Below are 26,177 nucleotides of genomic sequence, written 5' to 3' on the forward strand. Positions count from 1 at the left end.
TACAAGCGTGTAATTCGATCGTGGCCGGGATCCGGCGGAAGCGGCCGCGGGGGCTCACCCTGGTGCCTCCACCATGGTGCGTTTGCCGCGCATAGGTTCCGCGGGCCCACCGTCCACCTCGACCCGGGCCTCTCTCGAAGGTGAGGGAAGCAGTGCCCATCCCCCGACCCACGGGCATGCGTCCTGCCTCGAGAAGCCGATTTTTGAAATGGCCGGAAGGTCGGCTAGCATTCAAATGCATCGGGGCGATTGGCGCAGTGGTAGCGCGCTTCGTTCACACCGAAGAGGTCACTGGTTCGAACCCAGTATCGCCCACCGCAAAGGTCCGTTTCCGCTCATACGCAGCGGAGACGGACCTTTTTTGTGTTCGGATCCAGCGTCCGGAGATTTTGTCGGCCCCCTGTGAAAGAGTCTTTTGTATGACTGATCCGCTTCTTGCCCACGCTACTGAATACGGCCGGATGTACGCACGGTCCACGTCTGAACAGTTTTCCGTGCCGTCCATCACCACCGTCATCAGCCAGCAGCCGCACGGCCTGGACGGCTGGTTCGGATACATGGGTGCCAGCAGCCTGGCGAACGACCCCCTGCTCGCGGACTGCCTGGGGAGTCCGGCGAAAATCAAGCAGGCCGTCAACCGCGCGGCGAAGGCAGCCGAGACCTACCGGGACGACGCCGCCAGGCGGGGGGACCGGGTCCACAACTACTGCGAGCAGGTGGCGCTCCGCGCGCTGGGTCGCCCGCACACCATGAAGGAAGCCCGCGGGGCCCTGGCCGCAAACGGGGAAGAAGCCTTCGCCGTCCGCTTTGACGAGTGGTGGGAGCTCTTCCGGGTGGAACCCATCGCCCCCGAGATCACGGTCTGGAACAACACGGTGGGCTATGCAGGCACCCTTGACCTGGTGGCCCGGATCAACGGACGAGTCTGCCTGATCGACTACAAAACCAAGGGCACCACCCGCGACGGACTGGTCAAACCGCTCGATGACAAGGTGGTCATGCAGCTGGTTGCCGGCATGAAGGCGGAGGAAAGCCTGGTGGATGCGGAGGCCGGAACCTGGGAGCCCTGGAAATACGGCGACAACCCGGTCCTGCTGGCTGTCGCCATCGGTGAAACCGAGGTGCGTCCGGTCCGTGCCAATCCCGAAGTCCTCAAGCACCACTGGTGGAAGTTCTGCGCCTTGCGCCGGGTGTGGGAACTGTCCGCGGACACCCTCAGCGCCGGCACGGCGCTGCTGCCCATCGCGCCGCCGCCGCTGGCACAGGCCGCCCGTACCGCCTAGGACCGAGCCGAGCGGCGGGGGACTGCACCTAAACTGGACAGGTTCCCTTTGCCGCCAACCGTGAGGAATAACTGCGCATGGCTATCCTGAATATCCGCATCATCGGCGATCCCGTGCTCCGCACCGTGGCCGATCCCGTGACGGAATTCGGACCCGAGCTTGCCAAACTGGTCGCCGACATGACCGAGACCATGGAGGACGTGGAAGGCGCCGGCCTGGCCGCGCCGCAGGTCGGCGTCAGCAAGCGTGTCTTCACCTACCGCATTGACGGCGTGGAGGGCCACATCATCAACCCGGTGTTGGAGAACAGCGAGGACTACCAACCGGATCAGGTGGAGGGTTGCCTGTCCATCCCCGGCCTCGGCTTCCCGGTCCGCCGTTTCCGCACCACCCGGGTCACCGGCGTCGACATGCACGGCAATCCGGTGACGGTCGACGGCGAGGGTCTGCTGGCGCGGTGCTTCCAGCATGAAAACGACCACTTGGACGGCATCCTCTACACCGACCGGCTGGAGGGTGAAGACCGGAAGGCAGCGCTGCGCTCCATCCGCAATGCCAATTACGACGCCGTCGCCGAACGCACCACGGCCAAGCGCGCCAAGAGCGTCGGGTCCAGCTTCGGCGGCACAAGTTTTGGTGCCCCCGGCAGCTTTGGCAACGCCGAATGAGGGTCCTCTTTGCCGGTACTCCGGCAGTCGCCGTTCCCTCGCTCGATGCCCTGGTCAACGCCGGCTTTGAGGTCGTCGCAGTCCTGACCCGCCCCGATGCGCCGCTGGGGCGCAAGCGCGTGCTGACGCCCTCCCCGGTTGCCCGGCGCGCGGCTGAGCTGGGCATCGATATCATCCACGCGGCCAAGGTGGACGCCGCCACCACCGCACGCATCTCGGCTGCCGCGCCTGACGTGGCAGCCATCGTTGCCTACGGCGGCCTGGTCCCGCCGGCCGCGTTGGCCGTGCCCCGCCACGGCTGGGTCAACCTGCATTTCTCCCTGCTGCCGGCGTGGCGTGGAGCAGCGCCGGTGCAGCGGGCCGTGATGGCCGGAGACGACCTCACCGGTGCCGTCACCTTCCGGCTTGAAGAGGGGCTCGATACCGGTCCCGTCTTCGGGACGCTGACCGAGCCGGTGGGCGCCGACGACACCGCGGGCGACCTGCTCGAGCGGCTGTCGCGCAGCGGAGCGGTCCTGCTGGCCCAGACACTGTCCGCCATCGACGCCGGACAAGCGGTGCCGCAGCCGCAAACGGGCGATGTCACCCTCGCCCCGAAGCTGACCTTGGACGACGGCCGACTCACCTGGGCCCACCCGGCGCTTGCCATCAGCAGGCAGGCGCGCGGCGTCACCCCCGAGCCGGGAGCCTGGACCATGCTGGATGGCCAGCGGATCAAGCTTGAGCCGGTCCGGCTCCGGCCGGATGTTGCCGGCCTGGCGCCGGGGTCGGTGTCCGTCCAGGGAAAGAGCGTCATGGTGGGAACGGGATCGCACGCGGTGGAACTCACCCGGATCCAGCCCGCCGGCAAGAAAATGATGGCTGCCGCCGACTGGGCGCGCGGGATGGCTTCTATGGAGGGCGTGGTGTTCGAATGAGCGGTTCCGGAGAAAACCCGGGCGGCCAGGGCAGGCCCGGAGGGCGGGGGAACGCCGGGCGGAACGGCCAAGGCGGCAGCGGCGTTTCCGGCGGCCGCGGTCGAGGCAGCGGTGGTTCCGGCGATGCCAGCCGGCGGAACGCCAAGGGACGGGAACGCAACCGCGGGCCGCAACGGAGCTTCACCGAGCAGGCGCCGTCGCAGCGGACCCGGCGCGCCGACCCCGCACGGCTGGTGGCCTTCGAGGTTTTGCGCGCCGTCGCACAGGAGGATGCCTACGCCAACCTGGTGCTGCCCGCACGGATCCGGCACCACCACCTGGACAAGCGGGACGCCGGCTTCGCCACCGAGTTGAGCTACGGTGCGCTGCGCAGCCAAGGCACCTACGACGCCATCCTGGCCCGGTGCGTGGACAGGCCGCTTGACCAGCTTGATCCGGCCGTCCTCGACGCCCTCCGGATCGGCGTCCACCAGCTGCTGGCCATGAGGGTCCCGGCCCATGCGGCATTGGACCAAACGGTTGGACTGGCCCGCGCCGTCATCGGTGCAGGCCCTTCGGCACTGATCAATGCAGTCCTGCGCAAGGTCACGGCCCGCACCCTTGATGAATGGCTGGACCTTCTGGTGGCGGGCGAAACCGACGACACGAAGATCGCGTCGCTGCGGTACGCCCACCCGGAATGGATTGTCCGGGCCATGCGGCAATCGCTGGTGGCGCACGGCCGCCCCGCCACCGAGATCAACGCGCTGCTCGAAGCTGACAATGCGGCACCCGTGGTCAACCTGGTGGCGCTGCCCGGGCTCGGGAGCCTGGAGGAAGCCCTGGAAACCGGTGCCAGGCCCGGTGAACTGGTGGAGGGATCCGCGCTGTCCAGCGGCGGGGACCTGGGCCGCCTGGCCTCTGTCCGGGCCGGAACCACCCGCGTGCAGGACGTCGGTTCCCAATTGGTGGCCAGGGCGCTTGCCGCCGTCGACCTCGGCCCGGCGGCGGATGCCGCTGGCGGGCCAACTGCGGCCGTTTCCCCGGAGGCGCGGCTTGATCTTTGTGCGGGGCCTGGCGGGAAGGCGGCATTGCTGGGGGCCCTGGCCCACCAGCGCGGCGCCACGCTCCTGGCGAACGAACCGGCGCCGCACCGGGCAAAGCTCGTGGGCCAGGCCCTGGCCGCGGTGCCGCACGAGAGCTGGCAGGTCCGCACCGGAGACGGCCGCGATGTCGGAACGGAGCAGCCCGGCGGTTTCGACCGCGTCCTCGTGGACGTCCCGTGCACGGGCCTGGGAGCGCTGCGCCGCCGTCCGGAGTCCCGGTGGCGGCGCTCACCCAAGGACATCGCGGACCTCGGCCCGCTGCAGCGTGAGCTGCTGGCATCCGCGCTGGCAGCGGTCCGTCCCGGGGGAGTCGTTGCCTACGTGACCTGTTCGCCGCATCCGGCGGAAACCAGCGCCGTCGTGGCTGACGCACTCCGGAAACGCGACGACCTTGAGCTCCTTGATGCCGGCGCCGCCCTGGACGCGGTCAGCCTCACCGGCAACCTTGGCGCCGGACATGAGTTGACCGCCCAGCTTTGGCCCCATGTCCACCACACCGACGCCATGTTCCTGGCCCTCATCAAAAAGACATCCTGACCCGGAGTGTCCCTGCCAGGGCAGGGACACTCCCGGCAACACCCCCACACCTTCAGCGAAAGGCACTTCCGTGGCGCAATGCTGCATCAACCCGAGCATCCTCTCCGCCGACTTCGTCAACCTTGAGGCCGAACTCCAGCGGATCAGCAACGCCGACGCCGTGCACGTGGACGTGATGGACAACCACTTCGTCCCCAACCTCACCCTTGGGCTGCCGGTCGTGCAGCGGATCCAGGTGGTCAGCCCCGTTCCGCTGGATGCGCACCTGATGATTGCCGATGCCGACCGCTGGGCGCCCGGGTTCGCCGACGCCGGGCTCGCCTCGGTCACCTTCCACGCCGAGGCCTCCATCGCCCCCATCAAGCTCGCGCGGGAACTGCGAAGCAGGGGCGCCAAGGCCGGGATGGCCTTGCGGCCGGCCACGGCGGTTGAACCGTACCTGGACATGCTGCCGGAACTGGACATGCTGCTGATCATGACCGTGGAGCCGGGCTTCGGCGGCCAGGCTTTCCTGGATATCACGCTGCCCAAGATCCGCAGGGCCCGGGAAGCGGTGGACGGTTCGGGACTGGGAGTGGCCATCCAGGTGGACGGCGGTATTTCGGAGGACACCATCGCCCGCGCCGCCGAAGCCGGCGCCAACGTCTTCGTCGCCGGCTCCGCGGTCTACGGTGCGGAGGATCCGGCCGCAGCCATCGAGCTGCTCCGTGCAAAGGCCAGCCGGACGTTACGTGCGGCGACGGAATAACCGGCTGCCCCTGCCGGTTGTGGCACAATAACAACACACATACGTGCTCCGGGGTCGGTGTAAGTCCGAACCGGCGGTGACAGTCCGCGACCCGCGAGCCGGTGCCCTTTCCACAGGGACCCGGCAGACGGTTGAACCGGTGGAATTCCGGTACCGACAGTTAAAGTCTGGATGAGAGAAGCACGTACAGCTGTATCTGCGGGCCTTTGGGCTCCGCAGCGTTCTGCTGTCGTATATCCCCGGAGCCATCGCGGTTCGAGAGGGAAGGAACGACACGAATGAACCCCCAGCGATGGCTCTTCAACGCCACAAGTCCTGCTGCTTCCACGGCAGGCACCAACTCCCCGACGGCCGCCGCATGAGCGGTGCAGTTGAACTGAAACCAGCCTCCGGAGTAGTCACAGCCTTCAGCGCGGATGAAATCCGGGCCATGGAGGAAGCCCTCGAGGCAGCCCTGCGCGGTCCGCGCGGCGCCAATCCCTTGGTGGGTGCCGTCGTCATCGGCCCTGACGGCCGCCACCTGGTCACCGGCCACCACCGCGGTGCCGGCACCGCCCACGCCGAAGCCGACGCCATAGCCCAGGCTGCCGCCGTCGGCATGGACCTCTCCGGCTGCACCATGGTGGTCACGCTCGAACCATGCAACCACGTGGGGCGCACCGGGCCGTGCACGGAAGCGATCATCGCGGCGGGGATCACCGACGTGGTCTACGCCATCGACGACCCCCATGACCCTGCCGCCGGGGGAGCAGCCACCCTCCGCGCCGCCGGGATAAGTGTCCGCAGCGGCCTCGGCGCCGAGGAAGCGCTGGACCTGAACCGGCAATGGTTTGAGGCCGTCGCGGCCAAGCGGCCCTTCGTCACGCTGCACATCGCACAAACCCTGGACGCCAGGATCGCCGCCGAAGACGGCACCAGCCAGTGGATCTCCAGCCCGGAATCGCTGGCGGACAACCACGGGATCCGCGGACGCATCGATGCCATCCTGGTGGGCACGCAGACCGTGCTGGTGGACAACCCGCGCCTGACCGCCCGAAACCCCTCCGGTGGGCTGGCCGCCAAACAGCCCGTACGGGCCGTCATGGGGCTCCGGGACATTCCCGACGACGCAGCAATCCGCGGCGGTGACGGCCTGGCCGTCCACCTGCCCACCCGCGACCCCGCCGAAGCCCTGTCGATGCTGTACGACGCAGGCGCCCGCCACATCATGGTGGAGGGAGGATCACGGATCCTCAGCTCATTCCTCTCGGCCGGGCTCGTGGATGAACTGATCATGTACCTCGCCCCCACTTTGCTGGGCTCGGGCACCCCAGCCCTGGACGGGCTGGGCATCACCACCCTTGCCGACGCCCAGCAATGGGAATGGGACCAGTCCGACGGCGGCGCCGTGCGGACGCTCGGCCGGGACCTGAGACTTCACCTAAGACCGCAACGCAGAGTTGCACTGGACCACCAACCAACCCGCGGTACCGCGGAGCAAGCCCAGGGAGGCCGCTGATGTTCACCGGAATTATCGCCGAGCAGGGGCAGGTGCTGTCCGTTGAGCGCGACGGCGACACCAGCGCCACCGTCCGGCTCCACGCACCCGGGTCCACGGAGGGCCTGGCACTTGGCGGTTCGATCGCCGTCAACGGGGTCTGCCTCACGGCCACCGCCATTGACGGCAAGGAGTTCAGCGTCGACGTCATGGGCGAAACACTGCTCCGGAGCACCATCGGCGAACTCGCTGCCGGCGACTCCGTCAACCTTGAACGCTGCGTCCCCGCCGGCGGCCGATTGGACGGGCATGTGGTGCAAGGCCATGTGGACGGCGTAGGTGTCCTGCTGGAAAGGGAAGCCCAAGGCAACTGGGAGCGGCTGCGCTTCGGCGTTCCCGCCAACCTGGCCCGCTACATTGCAGAAAAAGGCTCCATCGCCATCGACGGCGTTTCCCTCACCGTTACTGCCGTCAGCCCCGCGTCCGAGCAGGAACCCTGGTTTGAGGTAGGCCTCATTCCCACGACGCTGGCTGAGACCGGCCTGGGCACCAAGCACACCGGCAGCCGGGTGAACCTGGAAGTCGACGTGCTGGCCAAGTACACCGAACGGCTGCTGGCCTTCCGCGAACCGGCCTCCGCGGCCGGTGCCGGCGAGGCTGCCACCGCTGGAGGTGCACGGTGAACGCCGCGGTACACCTGGACACGCCCGTCGCCGGAGACCCGGCCACCGGCCAGCCGGTGGCCCAGGCGCCGGGCAAAGGCCTGGACCCGATCGAGGACGCCGTGCGCGCCATGGCCGCCGGCCGGCCGGTGCTGGTGGTCGACAATGAGGACCGCGAGAACGAAGGCGACATCATCTTCGCGGCCCAGCACGCCACACCGGCGCTGATGGGCTGGACCATCCGCTACAGCTCGGGCGTAATCTGCGTGCCGCTGACGGGTGCCCGGGCCGATGCCCTGGAGCTGCCCCCGATGACGGCCGTCAACCAGGACGCGAAGGGCACCGCCTACACGGTCTCCTGCGACGCGGCCACCGGCGTGAGCACGGGAATTTCCGCGACGGACCGTGCCTTGACGGCCCGCATCCTGGCGGACCCGCACGCGGTTCCTGCCTCTGTGACCCGGCCGGGGCATATTTTCCCGCTTCGTGCGGTTGAGGGAGGTGTGCGGGAACGCCAGGGCCACACCGAGGCCGCGGTGGACTTGTGCCGCCTTGCCGGCCTGGAGCCTGTCGGGGTGATCGCGGAAGTAGTGTATGACGACGGTGAAATGATGCGCCTGGACGGCCTCAGGACTTTTGCGGCCGACCATGGGTGCCCGCTGATCTCGATCGAGGACCTGGTGGCGTATCTTGAAGCCGGGGCCGGGGGAACCCAGCGCGAGAAGGTCCGGGTCACGCCGGGCGAAGAGAAGGAGAAGCCATGACGGCATCGGCAGCCAGAGACGACAGCCACCAGGACGGCCACAGGGACCACCACTCGGTACCCGGTGCCGGGACCTACCCCGTCAGCGGAGGTCCCATTGTGCAACTGCCCACCGCCTTCGGCGACTTTGTGGCCCAGGCCTGGACCGACGTCCTCACCGGTGTGGAGCACCTGGCCGTGAGCTCGCCCAACGCGCCCACTGACGGCAAGGCACCGCTGGTACGGCTGCACTCCGAGTGCCTCACCGGCGACGTCTTCGGTTCCTACCGGTGCGACTGCGGGGAACAGCTTGCCTTCGCGCTGGAACTGATCCGCGACAACGGCGGCACCCTGCTCTACCTGCGCGGGCAGGAAGGCCGGGGCATCGGTCTCGCCAACAAGATCAAGGCCTACGCGCTGCAGGAAGCGGGCTTCGACACCGTGGAAGCCAACGAACAGCTGGGCCTGCCGGTTGACGCGCGGTGCTACAAGGCCGCGGCCCAGATCCTCGCCGAAATGGGCCTGCACGAGGTCCGGCTGCTGAGCAACAACCCGGACAAGCAGAACAGGCTGGCCCAGGCCGGCGTCAAGGTGGTGGAAATGGTCCCCACCGAGGTCCCCTCCCGCGAACAGAACATCCGGTACCTGCGCACCAAGAAGGACCGGATGGAGCACCGGCTCCTGCTGGACACCAGCGTGGCACCGGTGCCCGTACCGGCCCCCGAATCCCCTTACGACCACGAACAAGACTGAACGGAACACGACACACCCATGAGCGGACACGGCGCCCCCGACATCGACCTCAGCACCCTCAACCCGGCCGAGACTTCGCAGCTGAAGCTCGCCATCGTGGCAGCCAGCTGGCACACGCAGATCATGGACGGCCTCCTGGACGGCGCCCTGCGGGCCGCGAAGGACGCAGGCATCAGCGAACCCACCGTCCTGCGCGTTCCCGGCAGTTTCGAGCTGCCGGTGGCCGCCGCACGCCTGGCCCCGCATTTCGACGCCGTGGTGGCCCTCGGCGTCGTGATCCGCGGAGGAACGCCGCACTTTGACTACGTCTGCCGGGCCGCGACGTCGGGCCTCACCGACGTCAGCGTTTCCACCGGGGTGCCGGTGGGCTTCGGCGTGCTCACCTGCGACAACGAGCAGCAGGGCCTGGACCGCGCAGGACTTCCCGGCTCCAAGGAAGACAAGGGGCATGAGGCAGTCACCGCTGCCCTGGCCACGGCCGTGGTCCTGAAACAGTACGCATAACTCCGATGTCCACGTGGCGGGCGCGGTGTGTATTCGCTCACATCGCGCCCGTCATGCAACGGCCCGGGAAGCGCCCGTGCGGCCGCAGCAAGTAGGCTGGAGGGCGTGAAGAATTTCGAGACGCTGTTCGCTGAGCTCAGCGAGAAGGCAGCCACCCGTCCGGAAGGCTCCCGCACCGTCGCAGAATTGGAGTCCGGTGTTCACGGCATCGGCAAGAAAGTCGTTGAGGAAGCAGCCGAAGTATGGATGGCTGCCGAATATGAATCCGATGAAGCCGCGGCAGAGGAAATTTCCCAGCTTTTGTACCACCTGCAGGTTCTGATGCTCGCCAAAGGCCTGACCCTGGAAGACGTCTACAAGCATCTGTAGCCACCGGTCCGGCGCCTGCCGCCGGCCCCGCTGTGGCCTTCATTTGCCTGAAAATCCAGACCTTCCACCCCAGAAAGAATTTCCCATGCTGCGAGTAGCCGTCCCCAATAAGGGCTCCCTGTCAGAAGCCGCCTCCGCCATGCTCTCCGAAGCCGGATACCGCCAACGCCGCGACAGCCGCGAACTGGTCATGGTGGACCCGGACAACGACATCGAGTTCTTCTTCCTCCGCCCCCGCGACATCGCGGTCTACGTCGGCCAGGGAACGCTCGACGTCGGCATCACGGGCCGCGACCTCCTTCTGGACGCCGAGGTGGAAGCCGAGGAGTTGCTGCCGCTTGGATTCGCCGCCTCCACCTTCCGCTTTGCCGGTCCGGTGGGCGACTTCAGCTCTGCCGCAGAGCTCGAAGGCAAGCGACTGGCCACCAGCTACGACGGACTCCTGCGCAACTACCTCGCCGAACGGGGCATCAACGCCAAGGTGGTCAGGCTCGACGGCGCCGTTGAGTCTTCCGTCCGGCTTGGCGTCGCGGATGCCATAGCCGACGTCGTGGAGACCGGGAACACCCTCAAGGCCGCCGGCATGGAAATTTTCGGCGAGCCCATCCTGAAGTCCGAAGCCGTCCTGATCCGACGCACCGGCAATGGCGGCGCGGCGAACGGCACCGCCAAGGAAATCGAGGTGCTCATCCGGCGCCTCCAGGGTGTCTTGGTGGCCCGCCAATACGTGCTGATGGACTACGACATCCGCAAGGAACTCGTGGAGAAGGCCGCCGGCCTGACCCCCGGCCTGGAATCGCCCACGGTCTCGCCGCTCCGGGACTCGGACTGGGTCGCCGTACGGTCCATGGTTCCCAAGAAGGAAACCAACCGGATCATGGATGAACTGTACGACCTCGGCGCCCGCGCCATCCTGGTCAGCAGCATCCACGCCTGCCGCATCTGATCACCGGCGACCCTCAGCAGCACTGAAAATCCAGGAGTTCCCATGGCAGTAGCAGTACGCGTCATTCCCTGCCTCGACGTCGACGCCGGACGCGTCGTCAAGGGCGTCAACTTCGAGGGCCTCCGCGACGCCGGGGACCCCGTGGAACTGGCCCACCGGTATGACAATGCCGGCGCCGACGAACTGACCTTCCTCGATGTCACGGCCTCCTCCGGAAACCGCGAGACCACCTTCGACGTGGTCCGCCGCACCGCCGAGGAAGTCTTCATCCCGCTCACCGTCGGCGGCGGCGTCCGGGGCGTCGCCGAGGTGGACAAACTCCTCCGGTACGGCGCCGACAAGGCCTCCATCAACACCGCTGCCGTGGCGCGGCCGGACGTCATCGACGAAATCACCCGCCACTTCGGATCCCAGGTGCTCGTTCTGTCCGTCGACGCCCGCCGCACCCGCCCGGGGTCCCGGCCCACGCCGTCGGGATTCGAAGTGACCACCCATGGCGGCCGCACCGGGACCGGGATTGACGCCATCGCGTGGGCGAAGGAAGCCGCCGACCGCGGCGTGGGGGAGATCCTCCTCAACTCCATCGACACCGACGGCACCAAGGACGGCTTCGACCTCGAACTCATCAAGCTGGTCCGGGCCGCCGTCAGGGTGCCGATCATCGCCTCCGGCGGCGCAGGGGAGCCCGCACACTTCCCGCCGGCGGTGGCTGCCGGCGCGGATGCCGTGCTGGCGGCGTCAATTTTCCACTGGGGCCCGGATGACATGATGTCCCAGGTCAAGGACGCCATCCGGGACGCCGGCTTCGAAGTCCGTTAACCCGACTGGCTCGCAGCTGTTGTCGTTATGAACGCTCTTAACGGCAACAACTGCGAGCCAGTTTCGGTCAGAGGCCTACTTCGGCTGACTGCAGGAGGGCGACGGCGTCCGGCTGGCCTTCGAAGGTGACCAGGGCGTGGCGCGTGCGGCCGTGGGCGTGCATCAGCAGTTCGCCCGGCTCGCCCACGATGGCCACGGAGACAGGCGCCCGCTTGGCGACGTGGCGGGGACCGGACGGACGGACCAGCACGATGCCGAGGTCCACGCCGCGGTACAGGATGGCGGCACGCTTGACCAGTTCGTCCCAGAGCGCATCAGAGTACGCCTCGTCCAGGGCCCGCGGCGCCCACCGGTCCACTGCCCGGCGGACGTCCTCGGTGTGCACGAAGTACTCGATCAGGTTGGCGCTTTCGTCCAGGGCTTTGATGCTCATCGGCGAAAGGGCCGGCGGCCCGGCACGGAAGGTGTTGACCAGCCGGGCGTAGTCCTCGGTGGTGGTCAGCTTGGCCGCAAGCTTGGCAGTGGCCTGGTCGGAGGCCTTGGCCAGTCGCTTGATGATCAAACCGAGCCCGACGGCGGCCTTGCGCTCCCGCAGGTAGAGGTGCGCGGCAAGGTCCCTGGTGCGCCAGCCCTTGCACAGCGTGGGCGCATCAGGGCCGGCCGCAAGCAGGGTCTCGGCCAGGACTTCTCGGGACGGTTCGACGAAATGCATCACTTGTGAAACTAGCACGAGAGCCGCGAAGTTGGGCAGCATCCCACCGCCCGGTGGCGTGCCGTTATTCACATCGGGAGGGCGGCCGCCAAAGGCACTAGACTTGACCCGATGTCTGAGCAGCCAACCCCCGCCCCAACCGCCGGATCCAACGGATCCCAGGTACCGTCGTCGTCCGCTGAATCCGACCCGGCAACACCCGGCTCCGGACCGCTTCCCGAGGACGTGGCAGCCGCGCTCAAGCGCGACGCCGCCGGCCTGGTGGCAGCGGTGGTCCAGCAGTTCGACACGAACGAAGTCCTGATGCTCGGTTGGATGGATGACGAGGCACTGCACCGGACCATGACCACCGGACGCGTCACGTTCTACTCGCGGTCCCGCCAGGAGTACTGGCGCAAGGGCGACACTTCCGGCCACGTCCAATGGGTCAAGTCGGTTGCCCTGGACTGCGACGGCGACGCACTCCTGGTGCGCGTCGACCAGGTCGGTGCCGCCTGCCACACCGGCACCCGCACCTGCTTCGACGGCAGGGACCTCACCGTCGTCACAGGCCACGCACGCTAGGCCGGACCGGCTGCCGGGCCACGGCGTCCCAGCCGGCCGCGGCCAACCCAGCAAGCACACTCAAGGAGTCCGGCGCGGCCGGCCCTTCAGAAGAACAGGCGGACAAGCATAGCCATGCAGGACCTTGGAACCATCAGCCCAAGCCTTGAGGAATTCCGGGAACTCGCCGGCCACAGCCGGGTCATCCCCGTCAGGCTCAAGGTGCTGGCCGACGCCGAAACACCCATCGGCCTGTACCGCAAGCTGGCGCAGGGCCAGCCCGGAACGTTCCTGATGGAATCCGCGGCCGTTGGCGGCGCCTGGTCCCGCTACTCCTTCATCGGTGCCCGGTCCCGCGCCACCTTGACCACCAAGGACGGACAGGCGCACTGGCTGGGCGAGCCGCCCGCCGGCGTCCCCGTCAGCGGCAGCCCCGTCGACGCCGTCCGCGACACCATCGACGCGTTGCGCACCGACCGCTTCGAGGGGCTCCCGCCTTTCACTTCCGGCCTGGTGGGGTTCCTGGGCTGGGAAACCGTCCGGCACTGGGAGCGGCTGGTCAGCCCGCCCGAGGACGACCTGCAGCTGCCGGAGATGGCCTTGAACCTGGTCACCGACATGGCCGTGCACGACAACGTTGACGGCACGGTCCTGCTCATTGCCAACGCCATCAACTTCGACAACAGCTCCGAGCGCGTGGACGAGGCCTGGCACGACGCCGTCGCGCGGGTAAAGGAACTCCTGGCCAAGATCAGCGCCCCCGTCCCGCAGCCGGTCTCCGTTCTGGAACCGGCGGCACTGGATTTTGCGTCCAGCGTCCAGGAACGCTGGGATGAGGCCGAGTACCTGGCCGCCTTGGACCGCGGCAAGGAAGCCATCGTGGACGGCGAGGTCTTCCAAGTGGTGATTTCGCGACGGTTCGAGATGGAATGCCACGCGTCCGCCCTGGACGTCTACCGGGTCCTGCGCAACACCAATCCCAGCCCCTACATGTACATCTTCAGCCTGGCCGACGCCGAGGGCCGCGAATACTCCATCGTCGGATCCTCGCCCGAAGCCCTGGTCACGGTCACCGGCGAGGAAGTCATCACCCACCCGATCGCCGGATCCCGTCCCCGCGGGAAGACAGTAGAAGCGGACAAGGCCCTCGCCGAGGAACTGCTCGCCGACCAGAAGGAACGTGCCGAACACCTGATGCTGGTGGACCTCTCCCGCAACGACCTCTCCAAGGTCTGCGTGGCCGGCACCGTGGACGTCACCCAGTTCATGGAGGTGGAGCGCTTCAGCCACATCATGCACCTGGTGTCCACCGTGGTGGGCAGGCTGGCACCGCAGGCCAAGGCCTACGACGTCCTGAAAGCGACGTTCCCGGCCGGTACCCTCTCCGGCGCGCCCAAGCCCCGGGCGCTGCGCCTGCTGGACGCACTCGAACCGCACCGCCGCGGCATCTACGGCGGGGTGGTGGGCTACCTCGATTTCGCCGGCGACATGGACATGGCCATCGCCATCAGGTCCGCCCTGATCCGCGAAGGCCGGGCCTACGTCCAGGCCGGCGGCGGCATCGTGGCCGACTCCGTGAACCCCACGGAGGCCCTCGAAACCGTCAACAAGGCCGCCGCCCCGCTGCGCGCGGTCCACACCGCCGGCTCCCTGCACAACATCTCTGCGGAATCCCTTCCCGGCCGGACGGAGTCCTGATGGCTGACTCCGGAGTGGCTGCCGGCAGCGCGGGAACAGCGGACAATGCAGGAAAAGCAGGCAAAGCGGGCAAAGCCAAGGCAGGCCGGACCACACCCGCGTGGGCGCGCAAGTCCACGCTGGTCCTGCTGATCACCCTCCTGGCCCTGGCCGCGTTCGGCACCACCACCCAGACGTGGATGACCGCCACCTTGGACCCGAACCAGGCAGGCGCCGCGCAAAGCGTCCTGCCCGTGCAGGGGAGCAAAGCGGCCACCACCGTCACGGCCCTGGCCCTGGTGGCCTTGGCCGGCGGGCTGGCAGCGTCCATTGCCGGCAGGATCGCCCGGTGGGTCATCACCGCCATCATCGTCCTTGCCTCGGCCGGCATCGTGACTGCCGCCGCCACCGTCCTTGCGGACCCGCTGGCAGCGGCGCAGGGAACGATTGCCACCGCCACCGGCGTCTCCGGCAGCCAGGCGCACGTTGAACTCACCGCTTTCCCGGCAGTGGCCGTCGTCGCCGGCTGCCTGCTGGCCCTGGGCGCCCTGCTGATCATTCCCGCATCCCGGCACTGGAAGGCGCGCACCAAATATGACGCGCCCGTCGGAGCCGGGCAGGCGGCGCCGGCCGGACCCGTGGACGAGATCGACAGCTGGGACCGGCTGTCGCGCGGCGACGACCCCACCTGAGCGGCGCCGCCGCCGGCGCCGCCGCCGGCGCCGCCGCCGGCGCCGGAACCGGCGGGACGCCTGACGGTACGCGGGCGGCAACCAAAAAATGGCAGAATGTAAGCAGTATCCATCCTGAGGAGATTTCCATGAGCAAAGCACCTGCGTCCGCTTCCACGTCCGGCACCCGCACGGTGGCCCCCGGCGTCATTGACCACAGCCAGGAACTTGGCCACGGCAACAGCCCGGCCGCCTGGACCTGCGTCATCGTCATGCTCGTCGGCGCGCTCATCGCAGCCATCGCGTTCGTCATCGCCAGCACCCCCATCTTCATCGGCGGAGCCGTGGTCATGGTGATCGGGCTGATCCTCGGTTACGTCATGCGCAAGGCAGGCTACGGCGTCGAAGGCAGCAAGCTGAAGAACTCCGGCCACTGATGGCAACTGTTCTCGACGACATCAACGCCGGTGTCCGGGAGGACATGGAGGCCAGGAAGCGTCTCGTTTCGCTGGCTGAGCTGAAGGACCGGGCCCAGGCCGCCGCGCCCGCACGCGACGCCTGGGCGGCCCTCGGCGGCACCTCCGCAACCCGGGAACAGCTGAAAGTCATCGCGGAAATCAAGCGCCGCAGCCCCTCCAAGGGCGACCTCGCCAGCATCGGGGATCCAGCGTCGCTGGCCAGGCAGTACGCCGACGGCGGCGCGTCCGTCATCAGTGTCCTCACCGAACAGCGCCGCTTCAACGGATCCCTCGCCGACCTTGACGCCGTGCGCGCCGCCGTCGACGTCCCACTGCTCCGCAAGGACTTCACGCTTGACGAGTACCAGGTCTGGGAGGCCCGTGCCCACGGCGCCGACCTCATCCTGCTGATCGTTGCCGCACTCTCCGACGCCCAACTCGCCGAGTTCAGCGCCCTCAGCGCCGAACTGGGCATGAACGTGCTCGTGGAGACCCACACCGAAGAGGAAATCGAGCGCGCCGTGGCGGCCAACGCCCGGATCATCGGCGTCAACGTGCGCAATCTGAAGACGCTCGACGTCGACCGTTCAGTCTTCGCCTCCTTGGCGGGCCTGATCCCGGGCGACGCAGTGGTGGTCGCCGAATCGGGCGTCCGCGACGCCGAGGACGTCACGCATTACGCCGCAAACGGCGCCAACGCCATACTGGTGGGCGAGGCCCTGGTGAGCCATGCGACTCCCCGGGAACGAATCGCCCAATTCGCTGCCGCGGGTGCCGCCGCGATCGCCGCGCGCTGACGGCACCCCGGCGCACCCTGCATTGCGGTGCCGGCCCGTGCCGGCCCCGCAGTGCCTGCAACCACCGATCCGGCCCAGGCCGGAACAGCACACTTTTGACCGATCAACTTGGAACAGGACGGGACTGATGGCCGACGCACCCTCAGGGCACGCTGAGAACAACACCGCGGAAGCATTCCTGCAGGGCGGATCCCTCCGCCACGCGCCGGGACCGTACTTTGGCGGCTACGGTGGCAGGTGGATGCCCGAGTCCCTGATCGCCGCCCTGGACGAACTTGAGGAAACCTTCAACAAGGCCAAGGACGACCCCGACTTCCGGGCCCAGATTGCCGACCTGAACAAGAACTACTCCGGCCGGCCGTCGCTGCTGACCGAAGCCAAGCGGTTCTCCCAGCATGCCGGGGGAGTGCGGGTGTTCCTCAAGAGGGAGGACCTCAACCACACGGGTTCGCACAAGATCAACAACGTCCTGGGCCAGGCGCTGCTCGCCAAGCGGATGGGCAAAACCCGGATCATCGCCGAAACCGGCGCCGGCCAGCACGGCGTGGCCAGCGCCACCGCCGCTGCCCTGCTTGGGCTGGACTGCGTGGTGTACATGGGCGCCGAAGACTGCCGCCGGCAGGCGCTGAACGTTGCCCGGATGGAGCTCCTGGGTGCCAAGGTCATCCCGGTCACCAGCGGATCACAGACCCTCAAGGACGCCATCAACGACGCCCTCCGGGACTGGGTGGCCAACGTCGCCAACACCCACTACCTGCTCGGGACAGCGGCCGGAGCCCACCCGTTCCCCGCCATGGTCCGCTACTTCCACGAGGTCATCGGGGAGGAAGCCCGCGCCCAGATCCTGGAGCAGGAGGGCCGGCTCCCCGACGCCGTCTGCGCCTGCATCGGCGGCGGCTCCAACGCCATCGGCATCTTCCACGGCTTCCTGGATGACCCGTCCGTGAAGATCTACGGCTTCGAGGCCGGCGGCGACGGCGTGGAGACCGGCCGGCACGCCGCCACCATTTCGCTGGGCAAGCCCGGCGTCCTGCACGGCGCCCGCTCCTACCTGATGCAGGACGACGACGGGCAGACCATCGAATCACACTCCATCTCCGCCGGCCTGGACTACCCCGGGGTCGGCCCGGAACACTCCTACCTCTCGGACATCGGACGGGTCAGCTATGAACCCATCACCGACACCGAAGCCATGGAAGCCTTCCGCCTTTTGTGCCGCACCGAGGGCATCATTCCCGCCATCGAATCCGCGCACGCGCTGGCCGGTGCCATCAAGGTGGGCCAACGGCTCGCCGCCGAAGACCCCGCCAACGCGGCGGAGAAGATCATCATCGTGAACCTCTCCGGCCGCGGCGACAAGGACGTGGCCACCGCCGCCGAATGGTTTGATCTGCTTGACAAGGATTCCGCCGAATCGGAAATCGGCAAAGAGGGGGAGCAGCTGTGAACAGCGCAGAGATGACCAGCAAGTCGGCAGCCGCCATTGACCGCGCCCGCGCCCAGGGCCGCTCGGCACTGATCGGGTACCTCCCCGCCGGCTACCCCAGCGTCGAGGACACCATCGCCGCCGGCATTGCCCTGGCGGAGAACGGCGCGGACCTGATCGAGATCGGGATCCCCTATTCCGACCCCGTCATGGATGGCCAGGTCATCCAGGCTGCCACCACCGAGGCGCTGGCCAAGGGCTTCCACGTCAAGCAGGTCTTCGACGTCGTCGCCGGCATCACCAGCAAGACCGACGCCGCCGTCCTGGTCATGACCTACTGGAACCCCGTGGTCCGCATGGGCGTGGACGAATTCTCCCGCCGCCTTGCCGAGGCCGGGGGAGCCGGGCTCATCACGCCGGACCTGATCCCGGACGAGGCCGCCGAGTGGATGGCAGCGTCGGACAAGTACGGCCTTGACCGGGTGTTCCTGGTTGCCCCGTCCTCCACCGCCGAGCGCATGCAGCGGACCGTGGATGCAAGCCGCGGGTTCGTCTACGCCGTTTCCATCATGGGCGTCACCGGTGCCCGCACGTCCGTCAGCACCGCCGCCAAAGACGTGGTTGCCGCCGCGCACGACGCCGGAGCGGAACGCGTCTGCGTAGGCCTCGGAGTTTCCACCGCGGACCAGGTCCGCGAGATTGCCGCCTACGCTGAAGGCGTCATTGTGGGCACCGCCCTGGTTGCGGCCCTCCGCGACGGGGGAGTGGACGCCGTCGAGGCCCTCACCAAGGACCTCAGCACCGGCCTGGCGCCGGAAGCCGGCCACACCACGGACGGGGCATAACCCATGCAGGCACTGATCCAGGCAGCCGCCCTGGCACCCGCACTGGTACCGGGCAGCATCCCCAGCCCCAGCTGGTCCGGGTTCGACATCCCCCTGCCGTGGGGCAGCCTGCGGATCCACGCCTACGCGCTGTGCATCCTGGCCGGCATCGTGGTTGGCCTGTGGCTGACCTCCGTCCGCTGGGCCAAGCGCGGGGCCCCCGAAGGCAGCGTCTGGGACATCGTCATCTGGGCCATTCCCTTCGGCATCATTGGCGGGCGCCTGTACCACGTGGTGTCGTCCCCCGATGCCTACTTCGGCCCCGGCTTCGATGGCACCGGCGACCTCTCGCTGATTCCGCAGATCCAGCGTGGAGGGCTCGGAATCTGGGGCGCCGTCGTCCTGGGCGCCGTCGGTGCCTGGATCGGTTGCCGCCGCAGCGGCGTCAAGCTCAGCGCCTTCGTCGACGCCGCCGCACCCGGCCTGCTCCTGGCCCAGGCCCTGGGACGCTGGGGCAACTACTTCAACCAGGAACTCTTCGGCGGCCCCACCACGCTGCCGTGGGGGCTGCAGATCGACGCCAACAACCCGAACTTCCCGGCCGGCCTGCCGGCGGATACCCTGTTCCACCCGACCTTCCTCTACGAATCGCTCTGGAATGTGGCAGGGGTACTCATCCTGCTCGCCCTGGACAGGCGCTTCAACTTCCGCCGGAGCAGGCTCTTCTGGCTCTACGCCATGTACTACACCCTGGGCCGTGTCTGGATCGAACTGCTGCGCATCGACGACGCCGAACAGATCAACATCCTCGGCATCACCACCAGGCTCAACGTGTGGACCAGCATCTTCGTGTTCCTGGCCGCCCTGCTTGCTTTCCTCCTGCTGGGGCTCAAGGGCCGGCCGGAGCCGGACACCGTGTACCTGCCCGGCCGTGAACCGGCCGAAGCAGCCGCGGCCGAAGCAGCCCTGCCCGGGGCAGCCGCCGAGGACGCACAGGAGGTCCGTGATCCGGACACTGTTGTCTCAGATAGTGATTCGCGTGGTAATCTCCCTGATAACCAAAGCGGTTCCCGGCATGCTTCCGATTCCACGGAAGAACCCGCGGCGGCTCCGGCAGGCTCCAAGCCTGGCACGGATGCCACGGCTTCCGGAACATCCGGCAGCACAGCCACAGGACCCGCATCGGAGGCCGGCGCCGGTAAATAGGAAGCCGGCCAGGCAGGGCAGCAGAGCCACCGCTCGAAGGGCCCGAAACCACAATGTCGTGGCATGGGGCCACTCCTGGCAGCAAAGAGATGCTGACGGATGAAGCTCCGGGCAGGTGCCTGCGTAACCGTTAGTTCAGCAGGCTGCGCTGACCTACAATTTCCAGTAATCAACACTTTGTTGTGCCCTTGCAACGGCGCCGACGAGTGGGGCCAACGGTGTCCCTTCCATACGCACGATCAGGAGGAAGGACGTCTCCCATGACCCAAACTCTTAACACTCCCAGCTGGTCCGAACCGGACCAGCCTGAGACTGCACTGTCGCCGTTCAAGCGCTTCGCCGCCATGCCGGAAGCTGCCGGGCTCTACAACCCGGAGCAGGAAAAGGACGCGTGCGGCCTCGCCATCATCGCGACCCTGCGCGGCGAGCCCGGATATGACATCGTCGATGCCGCCCTGACGGCCCTGCGCAACCTTGAACACCGCGGTGCCGTGGGTGCCGACGAGGGCACGGGCGACGGCGCGGGCCTGCTCATGCAGATCCCCGACGAGTTCTTCCGGGCGGTGACCGAGTTCGAGTTGCCTGCCCCCGGCCAGTACGTGGCGGGCACGGCATTCCTGCCTGCCGAGCAGCGTGAGGCCAACGCAGCCAAGGCCGGCATCGAGGGCCTCGCCGCCGACGAAGGCCTGAAGGTCCTCGGCTGGCGTGAGGTACCTGTTGTCGCCGACCTCGTGGGCGCCATGGCCCGCGCCTGCATGCCCTACTTCTCCCAGCCCTTCCTGGCCTCGGCCAATGGTGAGGAACTGGACCGCAACGAACTGGACTCCCGCGCCTGGCGGATCCGCAAGCGCGCCCAGAACAAGTTCGGCGTCTACTTCCCCTCGCTGTCCTCCCGGACCATCGTCTACAAGGGCATGCTGACCACCGCGCAGCTGGAGCCGTTCTACACGGACCTCTCGGACAAGCGGTTCAAGACCAAGCTGGCAATCGTCCACTCACGCTTCTCCACCAACACCTTTCCGTCCTGGCCCCTGGCGCAGCCGTTCCGGACCATCGCCCACAACGGTGAGATCAACACCGTCAAGGGCAACCGGAACTGGATGCGTGCCCGCCAGTCACAGTTGGCCAACCCGCTGCTGGGCGACTCTCCCGAAGAGCTGTACCCCATCTGCACCCCGGGTGCATCCGACTCGGCGTCCTTCGACGAGGTCGCCGAGCTGCTCTGGCTCTCCGGCCGCCCCATCACGCACTCGATCATGATGATGATCCCCGAGGCGTGGGAAAACCACGCCACCATGGATCCGGCACGGCGCGCGTTCTACGAGTACCACTCACTGCTGATGGAACCGTGGGACGGCCCTGCCGCCGTCTCCTTCACCGACGGCAACCTGGTGGGTGCCACCCTTGACCGCAACGGCCTGCGCCCCGGCCGGTTCTGGATCACCGAAGACGGCCTGATCGTCTTCGCCTCCGAGGTGGGCGTGATCGACGTCGAGCCCTCCAAGGTGGTCAAGAAGGGCCGCGTCTCCCCGGGCAAGATGTTCCTGGTGGACACCGAGGCCGGCCGCATTATCGACGACGAAGAGGTCAAGGCCGAAGTCGCCGCGGCCAACCCGTGGGCCGAGTGGGTCAAGGACAACCTGATCGACCTCAACGAGCTGCCCGAGCGCGAGCACGTGGTCCACACCGCCGCGTCGGTGAACATCCGCCAGCGCACCTTCGGGTACACCACCGAGGAACTGAAGATCCTGCTGGGCCCGATGGCCCGCACCGGCGCCGAGCCCCTCGGCGCCATGGGCTCCGACACCCCGGTGGCGGTCCTGTCCAAGCGCCCCCGCCTGCTCTTTGACTACTTCGTGCAGTCCTTCGCGCAGGTGACCAACCCGCCGCTGGACGCCATCCGCGAGGAACTGGTCACCTCCTTGACATGCGCCATCGGCCCCAACGGCAACCTGCTGGACACCAAGCAGGTGCGCCAGCCGCAGGTCCAGCTGCCGTTCCCGGTGATCAACAACGACCAGCTCGCCAAGATCGCCAACATCGAGGACGCCGACGGCAACCGCGTGGCCATGAAGGTCCGCGGCCTGTACCGCCCGGAGGGTGGCGAGAACGCACTGCGCGCCCGGCTGACCGAGATCTGCGAGCAGGTTTCCGGCGCCATCAACCGCGGAGTCCAGTACATCGTGCTCTCCGACCGTGACTCGAACGCCCAGTGGGCCCCGATCCCGTCCCTGCTGCTGGTCAGCGCCGTGCACCACCACCTGCTGCGCAGCGCCAACCGCACCAAGACCGCCCTGGTGGTGGAGGCCGGCGACGTCCGCGAGACGCACCACGTGGCCGTCCTGATCGGCTACGGCGCGTCCGCCGTCAACCCCTACCTGGCCATGGAATCCGTGGAACAGCTCATTGCCGCAGGCGACGTCACCGGGGTTACCCCGCAGGACGGCGTTTACAACCTGATCAAGGGCCTCGGCAAGGGCGTCCTGAAGATCATGTCCAAGATGGGCATCTCCACTGTTGCGTCCTACACCGGCGCCCAGACGTTCGAGGCACTGGGCCTGGGCCAGGAACTGGTGGACGAATTCTTCGCCGGCACGCACTCCCAGCTCGGCGGCGTTGGCCTGGACGTTATCGCTGCCGAAGTTTCCGCACGCCACCAGATGGCATACCCGGAAGGCGGCATCGAACAGCCGCACCGGCCCCTGCTGGGCGGTGGCGAGTACCAGTGGCGCCGCGACGGCGAACCGCACCTGTTCAACCCGGAGACCGTCTTCCGGCTGCAGCACGCCACGCGTGAGCGCCGGTACGACATCTTCAAGGCCTACACCAAGGGCGTGGACGACCAATCCACCAACCTGATGACCCTGCGCGGGCTGCTCAAGTTCAAGAACGAGCGCCCCTCCGTTCCGCTCGAAGAAGTGGAACCGGTCTCCAGCATCGTCAAGCGGTTCTCCACCGGAGCCATGAGCTACGGCTCCATCTCCCAGGAAGCCCACGAGACGCTGGCCATCGCCATGAACCAGCTGGGCGGCAAGTCCAACACCGGTGAAGGCGGCGAGGACGTGGACCGCCTGCTGGACCCCAAGCGGCGCTCCGCGGTCAAGCAGATCGCCTCCGGCCGTTTCGGCGTCACCAGCCTCTACCTGACCAACGCCGACGACATCCAGATCAAGATGGCCCAGGGCGCCAAGCCCGGCGAAGGCGGCCAGTTGATGGCGCAGAAGGTCTACCCGTGGGTGGCCCGGACCCGCCACTCGACTCCCGGCGTCGGACTCATTTCCCCGCCCCCGCACCACGACATCTACTCGATCGAGGACCTGGCGCAGCTGATCTACGATGCCAAGCGCGCCAACCCGTCCGCACGGGTGCACGTGAAGCTCGTCTCCGAAGTGGGGATCGGCACCGTGGCCTCCGGCGTGACCAAGGCCAAGGCCGACGTCGTCCTGGTTTCCGGGCACGACGGCGGAACCGGCGCCTCGCCGCTGAACTCGCTCAAGCACGCCGGTGTCCCCTGGGAGCTTGGCCTGGCCGAGACCCAGCAGACGCTGATGCTCAACGGCCTGCGCGACCGCGTGGTGGTCCAGGTCGACGGCCAGCTCAAGACCGGCCGCGACGTCGTCATTGCCGCCCTGCTGGGCGGCGAGGAATTCGGCTTCGCCACCGCCCCGCTCGTGGTGGAAGGCTGCATCATGATGCGCGTCTGCCACCTGGACACCTGCCCGGTGGGCGTTGCCACCCAGAACCCGGAGCTTCGTGCCCGCTTCAGCGGCAAGCCGGAATTCGTGGTCAACTTCTTCGAGTTCCTGGCTGAGGAAGTCCGTGAAATCCTTGCCGAGCTTGGCTTCCGAAGCCTCGAAGAGGCCATCGGCCACGCGGAAGTCCTGGATGCCCGCGACGCGGTCAACCACTGGAAGGCCGACGGCCTGGACCTGGACCCGATCCTGCACGGCCTGGAGTTCGACGACGACGCGCCGCTGCGGAACATGACCGGCCAGAACCACGAGCTGGACAAGCACTTCGACCAGCGGCTGATTACCATGGCCACCGAGGCGCTGACGGACCGCAGCCCCGTGAAGATTAACGTGGACGTCATCAATACCGACCGTTCCGTGGGCACCATGCTGGGCCACGTCGTCACCAAGACCTACGGCACCGACGTGCTGGCCACGGACACGATCGACATCACGCTGAACGGCACTGCCGGCCAGTCGCTCGGCGCCTTCCTGCCGGCGGGCATCACCCTGCGGCTGTTCGGCGACTCGAACGACTACGTGGGCAAGGGGCTGTCCGGTGGCCGCATCATCGTCCGGCCGGACCGTACCAACGTCTTCAAGGCAGAGACCAACGTCATCGCCGGCAACGTCATCGGCTACGGCGCCACCAGCGGCGAGATGTTCCTGCGCGGCCAGGTGGGCGAACGCTTCCTGGTCCGCAACTCCGGTGCCACGGCCGTCGTCGAAGGCATCGGGGACCACGGCTGCGAGTACATGACCGGCGGCCAGACGCTGATCCTGGGACGCACCGGGCGCAACTTCGGCGCCGGCATGTCCGGCGGCACCGCCTACGTGCTGGACCTGCGGACCACCCGCGTCAACAAGCAGGCCCTCGAGTCCGGCGAGCTGCAGCTGCGCGAGCTCGACGCCGAGGACCGCGACATTGTCCATGGACTGCTGGTGAAGCACATCGAAGAAACCGAATCCCAGCTGGCGGCGCGGCTCCTCGAAAACTTTGACGACACCGCTGCCCGCATTACCAAGGTGCTGCCGCGCGACTACGCGGCCGTGCTGCAAACCCGTCTTGACGCCATCGAAGAGGGCCTTGACCCCGACGGCGAAGAAGTATGGTCTCGAATCCTGGAGGTGACCGGTGGCTGATCCACGCGGATTTCTGAAAGTACGCCAGCGTGAAACCCAGCCGCGCCGTCCCGTTCCCGTGCGCATCATGGACTGGAAGGAAGTCTACGAAGCGCAGGAGAAAGGCGTCCTGAAGGCGCAGGCCGGCCGCTGCATGGACTGCGGCGTTCCGTTCTGCCACCAAGGCTGCCCCCTGGGGAACCTCATTCCCGAGTGGAACGACCTCATGTGGCGGGACAAGGGCGAGGAAGCGATTGAGCGGCTGCACGCCACCAACAACTTCCCCGAGTTCACCGGCCGGCTGTGCCCCGCCCCCTGCGAAGCCTCCTGCGTGCTGGGGATCAACCAGCCCGCCGTCACCATCAAGCAGGTCGAAGTTTCCATCATCGACGAGGCGTTCGAGAACGGCTGGGTCAACCCGCTGCCGCCGACGCGCCTGACCGGCAAGACCGTCGCCGTGGTGGGTTCCGGGCCGGCGGGCCTGGCCGTCGCCCAGCAGCTGACCCGCGTGGGCCACACCGTCGCTGTCTACGAACGGGACGACAAGATCGGCGGCCTGCTGCGCTACGGCATCCCCGACTTCAAGATGGAAAAAGAGCAGGTGGACCGCCGCGTCGAGCAGATGAAGGCCGAAGGCACCCGCTTCCGGACCGGCGTGGCCGTTGGGACCGACGTGACGTGGGAGCAGCTGCGCAGGCGCTACGACGCCGTCGTGGTGTGCACCGGCGCCACCGTCCCGCGGGACCTGCCCATCCCGGGCCGGGACCTGGAAGGCGTGCACTTCGCCATGGACTACCTGGTACCCGCCAACCGCGTGGTGGCCGGGGAAGCCATCGAAAACCAGATCCACGCCAACGGCAAGCACGTGGTCATCCTCGGTGGCGGTGACACCGGGGCCGACTGCCTCGGCACCGCCCACCGGCACGGCGCAGCGTCCGTCACCACCTTGGCGATCGGCAAGCAGCCGCCGGCCGAACGTGCCAGCCACCAGCCGTGGCCCACGTTCCCCAACCTCTTCGAAGTGGCCAGCGCCCACGAGGAAGGCGGCGAACGCACCTACCTCGCGTCCACCGTGGAATTCGTTGGCGAAAACGGCAAGCTCACCGGCGTCAAGGTGGCCGAAACCGAATTCGTCGACGGCAAGCGACTCCCCAAGGCGGGCACCGAGCGGATCATCCCCGCAGACCTGGTGTTCCTGTCCCTGGGGTTCACCGGAGCCGAACCGGCCGGCATCACCGAACAGGTGCACGCGGACTTCGACGGCCGCGGCAACGTGGCCCGCGACGGCTACTACATGACCAACACCGACGGTGTCTTCGTTGCCGGTGACGCCGGCCGCGGGCAGTCCCTGATCGTGTGGGCCATCGCCGAGGGCCGCGCCGCCGCAGCAGCCGTGGACAAGTACCTGATGGGAAGCACTATCCTTCCCGCTCCCGTCGCGCCGACGGACCGCGCCATCGCCGTCCTCTAGGGGTGCATCGAGGGTTCACCTCGCCGACA

The 26,177-nt window shown here is 67.7% G+C and carries 24 protein-coding genes, 1 tRNA gene and 1 riboswitch; of the genes, 24 read left to right on the top strand and 1 reads right to left on the bottom strand.

Annotation, left to right across the window (positions count from 1 at the left end):
* Positions 1–243: 243 nt before the first annotated feature.
* The 14 genes from C563_RS0106030 to hisF all read left to right on the top strand — a co-directional run bounded on the left by C563_RS0106030 (position 244) and on the right by hisF (position 11,510).
* A tRNA-Val gene (locus C563_RS0106030) sits at positions 244–315 on the top strand.
* Positions 316–419: 104 nt separating this feature from the next.
* Complete coding sequence (locus tag C563_RS0106035) at positions 420–1,283, top strand: hypothetical protein (RefSeq protein WP_026264406.1); 864 nt, start codon at positions 420–422, stop codon at positions 1,281–1,283.
* Between the two features lie 77 nt (positions 1,284–1,360).
* A complete protein-coding gene (gene def, locus C563_RS0106040) occupies positions 1,361–1,951 on the top strand; it encodes a peptide deformylase (RefSeq protein WP_018761141.1) in 591 nt (196 codons plus the stop codon).
* The gene (gene fmt, locus C563_RS0106045; RefSeq protein ID WP_018761142.1) at positions 1,948–2,868 is read left to right on the top strand and encodes a methionyl-tRNA formyltransferase; all 921 of its coding nucleotides are present in this window, start codon (positions 1,948–1,950) and stop codon (positions 2,866–2,868) included. The genes def and fmt overlap by 4 nt, the downstream gene beginning before the upstream one ends.
* Positions 2,865–4,490 carry an RsmB/NOP family class I SAM-dependent RNA methyltransferase gene (locus tag C563_RS0106050; RefSeq protein WP_018761143.1) on the top strand — a complete coding sequence of 542 codons (1,626 nt, stop codon included), beginning with the start codon at positions 2,865–2,867 and terminating at the stop codon, positions 4,488–4,490. The genes fmt and C563_RS0106050 overlap by 4 nt, the downstream gene beginning before the upstream one ends.
* A gap of 70 nt (positions 4,491–4,560) precedes the next feature.
* The gene (rpe, locus tag C563_RS0106055; RefSeq protein ID WP_018761144.1) at positions 4,561–5,238 is read left to right on the top strand and encodes a ribulose-phosphate 3-epimerase; all 678 of its coding nucleotides are present in this window, start codon (positions 4,561–4,563) and stop codon (positions 5,236–5,238) included.
* 39 nt (positions 5,239–5,277) lie between these two features.
* Positions 5,278–5,426: riboswitch (FMN riboswitch) on the top strand.
* 170 nt (positions 5,427–5,596) lie between these two features.
* A complete protein-coding gene (gene ribD / locus C563_RS0106060; protein ID WP_043423858.1) occupies positions 5,597–6,736 on the top strand; it encodes a bifunctional diaminohydroxyphosphoribosylaminopyrimidine deaminase/5-amino-6-(5-phosphoribosylamino)uracil reductase RibD in 1,140 nt (379 codons plus the stop codon).
* On the top strand, positions 6,736–7,398 hold the full coding sequence (locus C563_RS0106065) for a riboflavin synthase (protein ID WP_018761146.1): 663 nt from the start codon (positions 6,736–6,738) through the stop codon (positions 7,396–7,398). Before ribD ends, C563_RS0106065 begins: the two co-directional genes overlap by 1 nt.
* Positions 7,395–8,141 carry a 3,4-dihydroxy-2-butanone-4-phosphate synthase gene (gene ribB, locus C563_RS20915; protein WP_018761147.1) on the top strand — a complete coding sequence of 249 codons (747 nt, stop codon included), beginning with the start codon at positions 7,395–7,397 and terminating at the stop codon, positions 8,139–8,141. Before C563_RS0106065 ends, ribB begins: the two co-directional genes overlap by 4 nt.
* Positions 8,138–8,872: a GTP cyclohydrolase II gene (gene ribA, locus C563_RS0106075; protein WP_018761148.1), complete on the top strand. Its 735-nt coding sequence runs from the start codon at positions 8,138–8,140 to the stop codon at positions 8,870–8,872. Before ribB ends, ribA begins: the two co-directional genes overlap by 4 nt.
* An 18-nt stretch (positions 8,873–8,890) precedes the next feature.
* Positions 8,891–9,376, top strand: a complete 486-nt coding sequence (gene ribH / locus C563_RS0106080; RefSeq protein ID WP_018761149.1) for a 6,7-dimethyl-8-ribityllumazine synthase — start codon at positions 8,891–8,893, stop codon at positions 9,374–9,376.
* A 105-nt stretch (positions 9,377–9,481) separates the two neighbouring features.
* Positions 9,482–9,745, top strand: coding sequence for a phosphoribosyl-ATP diphosphatase (locus C563_RS0106085; RefSeq protein ID WP_009358176.1), 264 nt, complete (start codon positions 9,482–9,484; stop codon positions 9,743–9,745).
* Positions 9,746–9,830: 85 nt separating this feature from the next.
* Positions 9,831–10,691, top strand: coding sequence for an ATP phosphoribosyltransferase (gene hisG, locus C563_RS0106090; RefSeq protein WP_018761150.1), 861 nt, complete (start codon positions 9,831–9,833; stop codon positions 10,689–10,691).
* 42 nt (positions 10,692–10,733) lie between these two features.
* On the top strand, positions 10,734–11,510 hold the full coding sequence (hisF, locus tag C563_RS0106095; RefSeq protein ID WP_018761151.1) for an imidazole glycerol phosphate synthase subunit HisF: 777 nt from the start codon (positions 10,734–10,736) through the stop codon (positions 11,508–11,510).
* Between the two features lie 67 nt (positions 11,511–11,577).
* Here hisF and C563_RS0106100 read toward each other — a convergent pair whose 3' ends face one another.
* Positions 11,578–12,222 (bottom strand): TIGR03085 family metal-binding protein, encoded by a 645-nt coding sequence (locus C563_RS0106100; RefSeq protein WP_026264411.1) that lies wholly within the window; start codon positions 12,220–12,222, stop codon positions 11,578–11,580.
* A gap of 111 nt (positions 12,223–12,333) precedes the next feature.
* On the opposite strand from C563_RS0106100, the gene hisI reads away from it, so the two are divergent.
* The 10 genes from hisI to C563_RS0106150 all read left to right on the top strand — a co-directional run bounded on the left by hisI (position 12,334) and on the right by C563_RS0106150 (position 26,148).
* Positions 12,334–12,786, top strand: a complete 453-nt coding sequence (gene hisI / locus C563_RS0106105; RefSeq protein ID WP_018761153.1) for a phosphoribosyl-AMP cyclohydrolase — start codon at positions 12,334–12,336, stop codon at positions 12,784–12,786.
* Between the two features lie 114 nt (positions 12,787–12,900).
* Positions 12,901–14,463 carry an anthranilate synthase component I gene (locus C563_RS0106110; protein WP_018761154.1) on the top strand — a complete coding sequence of 521 codons (1,563 nt, stop codon included), beginning with the start codon at positions 12,901–12,903 and terminating at the stop codon, positions 14,461–14,463.
* On the top strand, positions 14,463–15,134 hold the full coding sequence (locus C563_RS0106115) for a Trp biosynthesis-associated membrane protein (protein WP_018761155.1): 672 nt from the start codon (positions 14,463–14,465) through the stop codon (positions 15,132–15,134). The genes C563_RS0106110 and C563_RS0106115 overlap by 1 nt, the downstream gene beginning before the upstream one ends.
* A 128-nt stretch (positions 15,135–15,262) precedes the next feature.
* Positions 15,263–15,550 (top strand): HGxxPAAW family protein, encoded by a 288-nt coding sequence (locus C563_RS0106120; protein WP_018761156.1) that lies wholly within the window; start codon positions 15,263–15,265, stop codon positions 15,548–15,550.
* The gene (gene trpC / locus C563_RS0106125) at positions 15,550–16,368 is read left to right on the top strand and encodes an indole-3-glycerol phosphate synthase TrpC (RefSeq protein WP_018761157.1); all 819 of its coding nucleotides are present in this window, start codon (positions 15,550–15,552) and stop codon (positions 16,366–16,368) included. The genes C563_RS0106120 and trpC overlap by 1 nt, the downstream gene beginning before the upstream one ends.
* Before the next feature lie 127 nt (positions 16,369–16,495).
* A complete protein-coding gene (gene trpB / locus C563_RS0106130) occupies positions 16,496–17,815 on the top strand; it encodes a tryptophan synthase subunit beta (protein ID WP_018761158.1) in 1,320 nt (439 codons plus the stop codon).
* An 11-nt stretch (positions 17,816–17,826) separates the two neighbouring features.
* A complete protein-coding gene (trpA, locus tag C563_RS0106135) occupies positions 17,827–18,639 on the top strand; it encodes a tryptophan synthase subunit alpha (RefSeq protein WP_043423861.1) in 813 nt (270 codons plus the stop codon).
* A 3-nt stretch (positions 18,640–18,642) separates the two neighbouring features.
* Positions 18,643–19,824, top strand: a complete 1,182-nt coding sequence (lgt, locus tag C563_RS0106140; protein WP_018761160.1) for a prolipoprotein diacylglyceryl transferase — start codon at positions 18,643–18,645, stop codon at positions 19,822–19,824.
* Positions 19,825–20,084: 260 nt separating this feature from the next.
* The gene (gene gltB, locus C563_RS0106145; RefSeq protein ID WP_018761161.1) at positions 20,085–24,698 is read left to right on the top strand and encodes a glutamate synthase large subunit; all 4,614 of its coding nucleotides are present in this window, start codon (positions 20,085–20,087) and stop codon (positions 24,696–24,698) included.
* Positions 24,691–26,148: a glutamate synthase subunit beta gene (locus tag C563_RS0106150; RefSeq protein ID WP_018761162.1), complete on the top strand. Its 1,458-nt coding sequence runs from the start codon at positions 24,691–24,693 to the stop codon at positions 26,146–26,148. The genes gltB and C563_RS0106150 overlap by 8 nt, the downstream gene beginning before the upstream one ends.
* Positions 26,149–26,177 lie beyond the last annotated feature (29 nt).

The sequence above is a fragment of the Arthrobacter sp. 135MFCol5.1 genome (assembly GCF_000374865.1).
GTDB lineage: Bacteria > Actinomycetota > Actinomycetes > Actinomycetales > Micrococcaceae > Arthrobacter.

What these genes read in the sequence shown, in the direction of transcription:
- C563_RS0106065 (WP_018761146.1), top strand. Translation starts at nt 6,736, where the DNA reads ATGTTCACCGGAATTATCGCCGAGCAGGGGCAGGTGCTGTCCGTTGAG.
- fmt (WP_018761142.1), top strand. Translation starts at nt 1,948, where the DNA reads ATGAGGGTCCTCTTTGCCGGTACTCCGGCAGTCGCCGTTCCCTCGCTC.
- C563_RS0106050 (WP_018761143.1), top strand. Translation starts at nt 2,865, where the DNA reads ATGAGCGGTTCCGGAGAAAACCCGGGCGGCCAGGGCAGGCCCGGAGGG.
- C563_RS0106115 (WP_018761155.1), top strand. Translation starts at nt 14,463, where the DNA reads ATGGCTGACTCCGGAGTGGCTGCCGGCAGCGCGGGAACAGCGGACAAT.
- ribA (WP_018761148.1), top strand. Translation starts at nt 8,138, where the DNA reads ATGACGGCATCGGCAGCCAGAGACGACAGCCACCAGGACGGCCACAGG.
- trpA (WP_043423861.1), top strand. Translation starts at nt 17,827, where the DNA reads ATGACCAGCAAGTCGGCAGCCGCCATTGACCGCGCCCGCGCCCAGGGC.
- lgt (WP_018761160.1), top strand. Translation starts at nt 18,643, where the DNA reads ATGCAGGCACTGATCCAGGCAGCCGCCCTGGCACCCGCACTGGTACCG.
- trpB (WP_018761158.1), top strand. Translation starts at nt 16,496, where the DNA reads ATGGCCGACGCACCCTCAGGGCACGCTGAGAACAACACCGCGGAAGCA.
- C563_RS0106035 (WP_026264406.1), top strand. Translation starts at nt 420, where the DNA reads ATGACTGATCCGCTTCTTGCCCACGCTACTGAATACGGCCGGATGTAC.
- hisI (WP_018761153.1), top strand. Translation starts at nt 12,334, where the DNA reads ATGTCTGAGCAGCCAACCCCCGCCCCAACCGCCGGATCCAACGGATCC.
- C563_RS0106100 (WP_026264411.1), bottom strand. Translation starts at nt 12,222, where the DNA reads ATGCATTTCGTCGAACCGTCCCGAGAAGTCCTGGCCGAGACCCTGCTT.
- trpC (WP_018761157.1), top strand. Translation starts at nt 15,550, where the DNA reads ATGGCAACTGTTCTCGACGACATCAACGCCGGTGTCCGGGAGGACATG.
- ribH (WP_018761149.1), top strand. Translation starts at nt 8,891, where the DNA reads ATGAGCGGACACGGCGCCCCCGACATCGACCTCAGCACCCTCAACCCG.
- def (WP_018761141.1), top strand. Translation starts at nt 1,361, where the DNA reads ATGGCTATCCTGAATATCCGCATCATCGGCGATCCCGTGCTCCGCACC.
- ribD (WP_043423858.1), top strand. Translation starts at nt 5,597, where the DNA reads ATGAGCGGTGCAGTTGAACTGAAACCAGCCTCCGGAGTAGTCACAGCC.
- C563_RS0106110 (WP_018761154.1), top strand. Translation starts at nt 12,901, where the DNA reads ATGCAGGACCTTGGAACCATCAGCCCAAGCCTTGAGGAATTCCGGGAA.
- gltB (WP_018761161.1), top strand. Translation starts at nt 20,085, where the DNA reads ATGACCCAAACTCTTAACACTCCCAGCTGGTCCGAACCGGACCAGCCT.
- C563_RS0106120 (WP_018761156.1), top strand. Translation starts at nt 15,263, where the DNA reads ATGAGCAAAGCACCTGCGTCCGCTTCCACGTCCGGCACCCGCACGGTG.
- hisG (WP_018761150.1), top strand. Translation starts at nt 9,831, where the DNA reads ATGCTGCGAGTAGCCGTCCCCAATAAGGGCTCCCTGTCAGAAGCCGCC.
- hisF (WP_018761151.1), top strand. Translation starts at nt 10,734, where the DNA reads ATGGCAGTAGCAGTACGCGTCATTCCCTGCCTCGACGTCGACGCCGGA.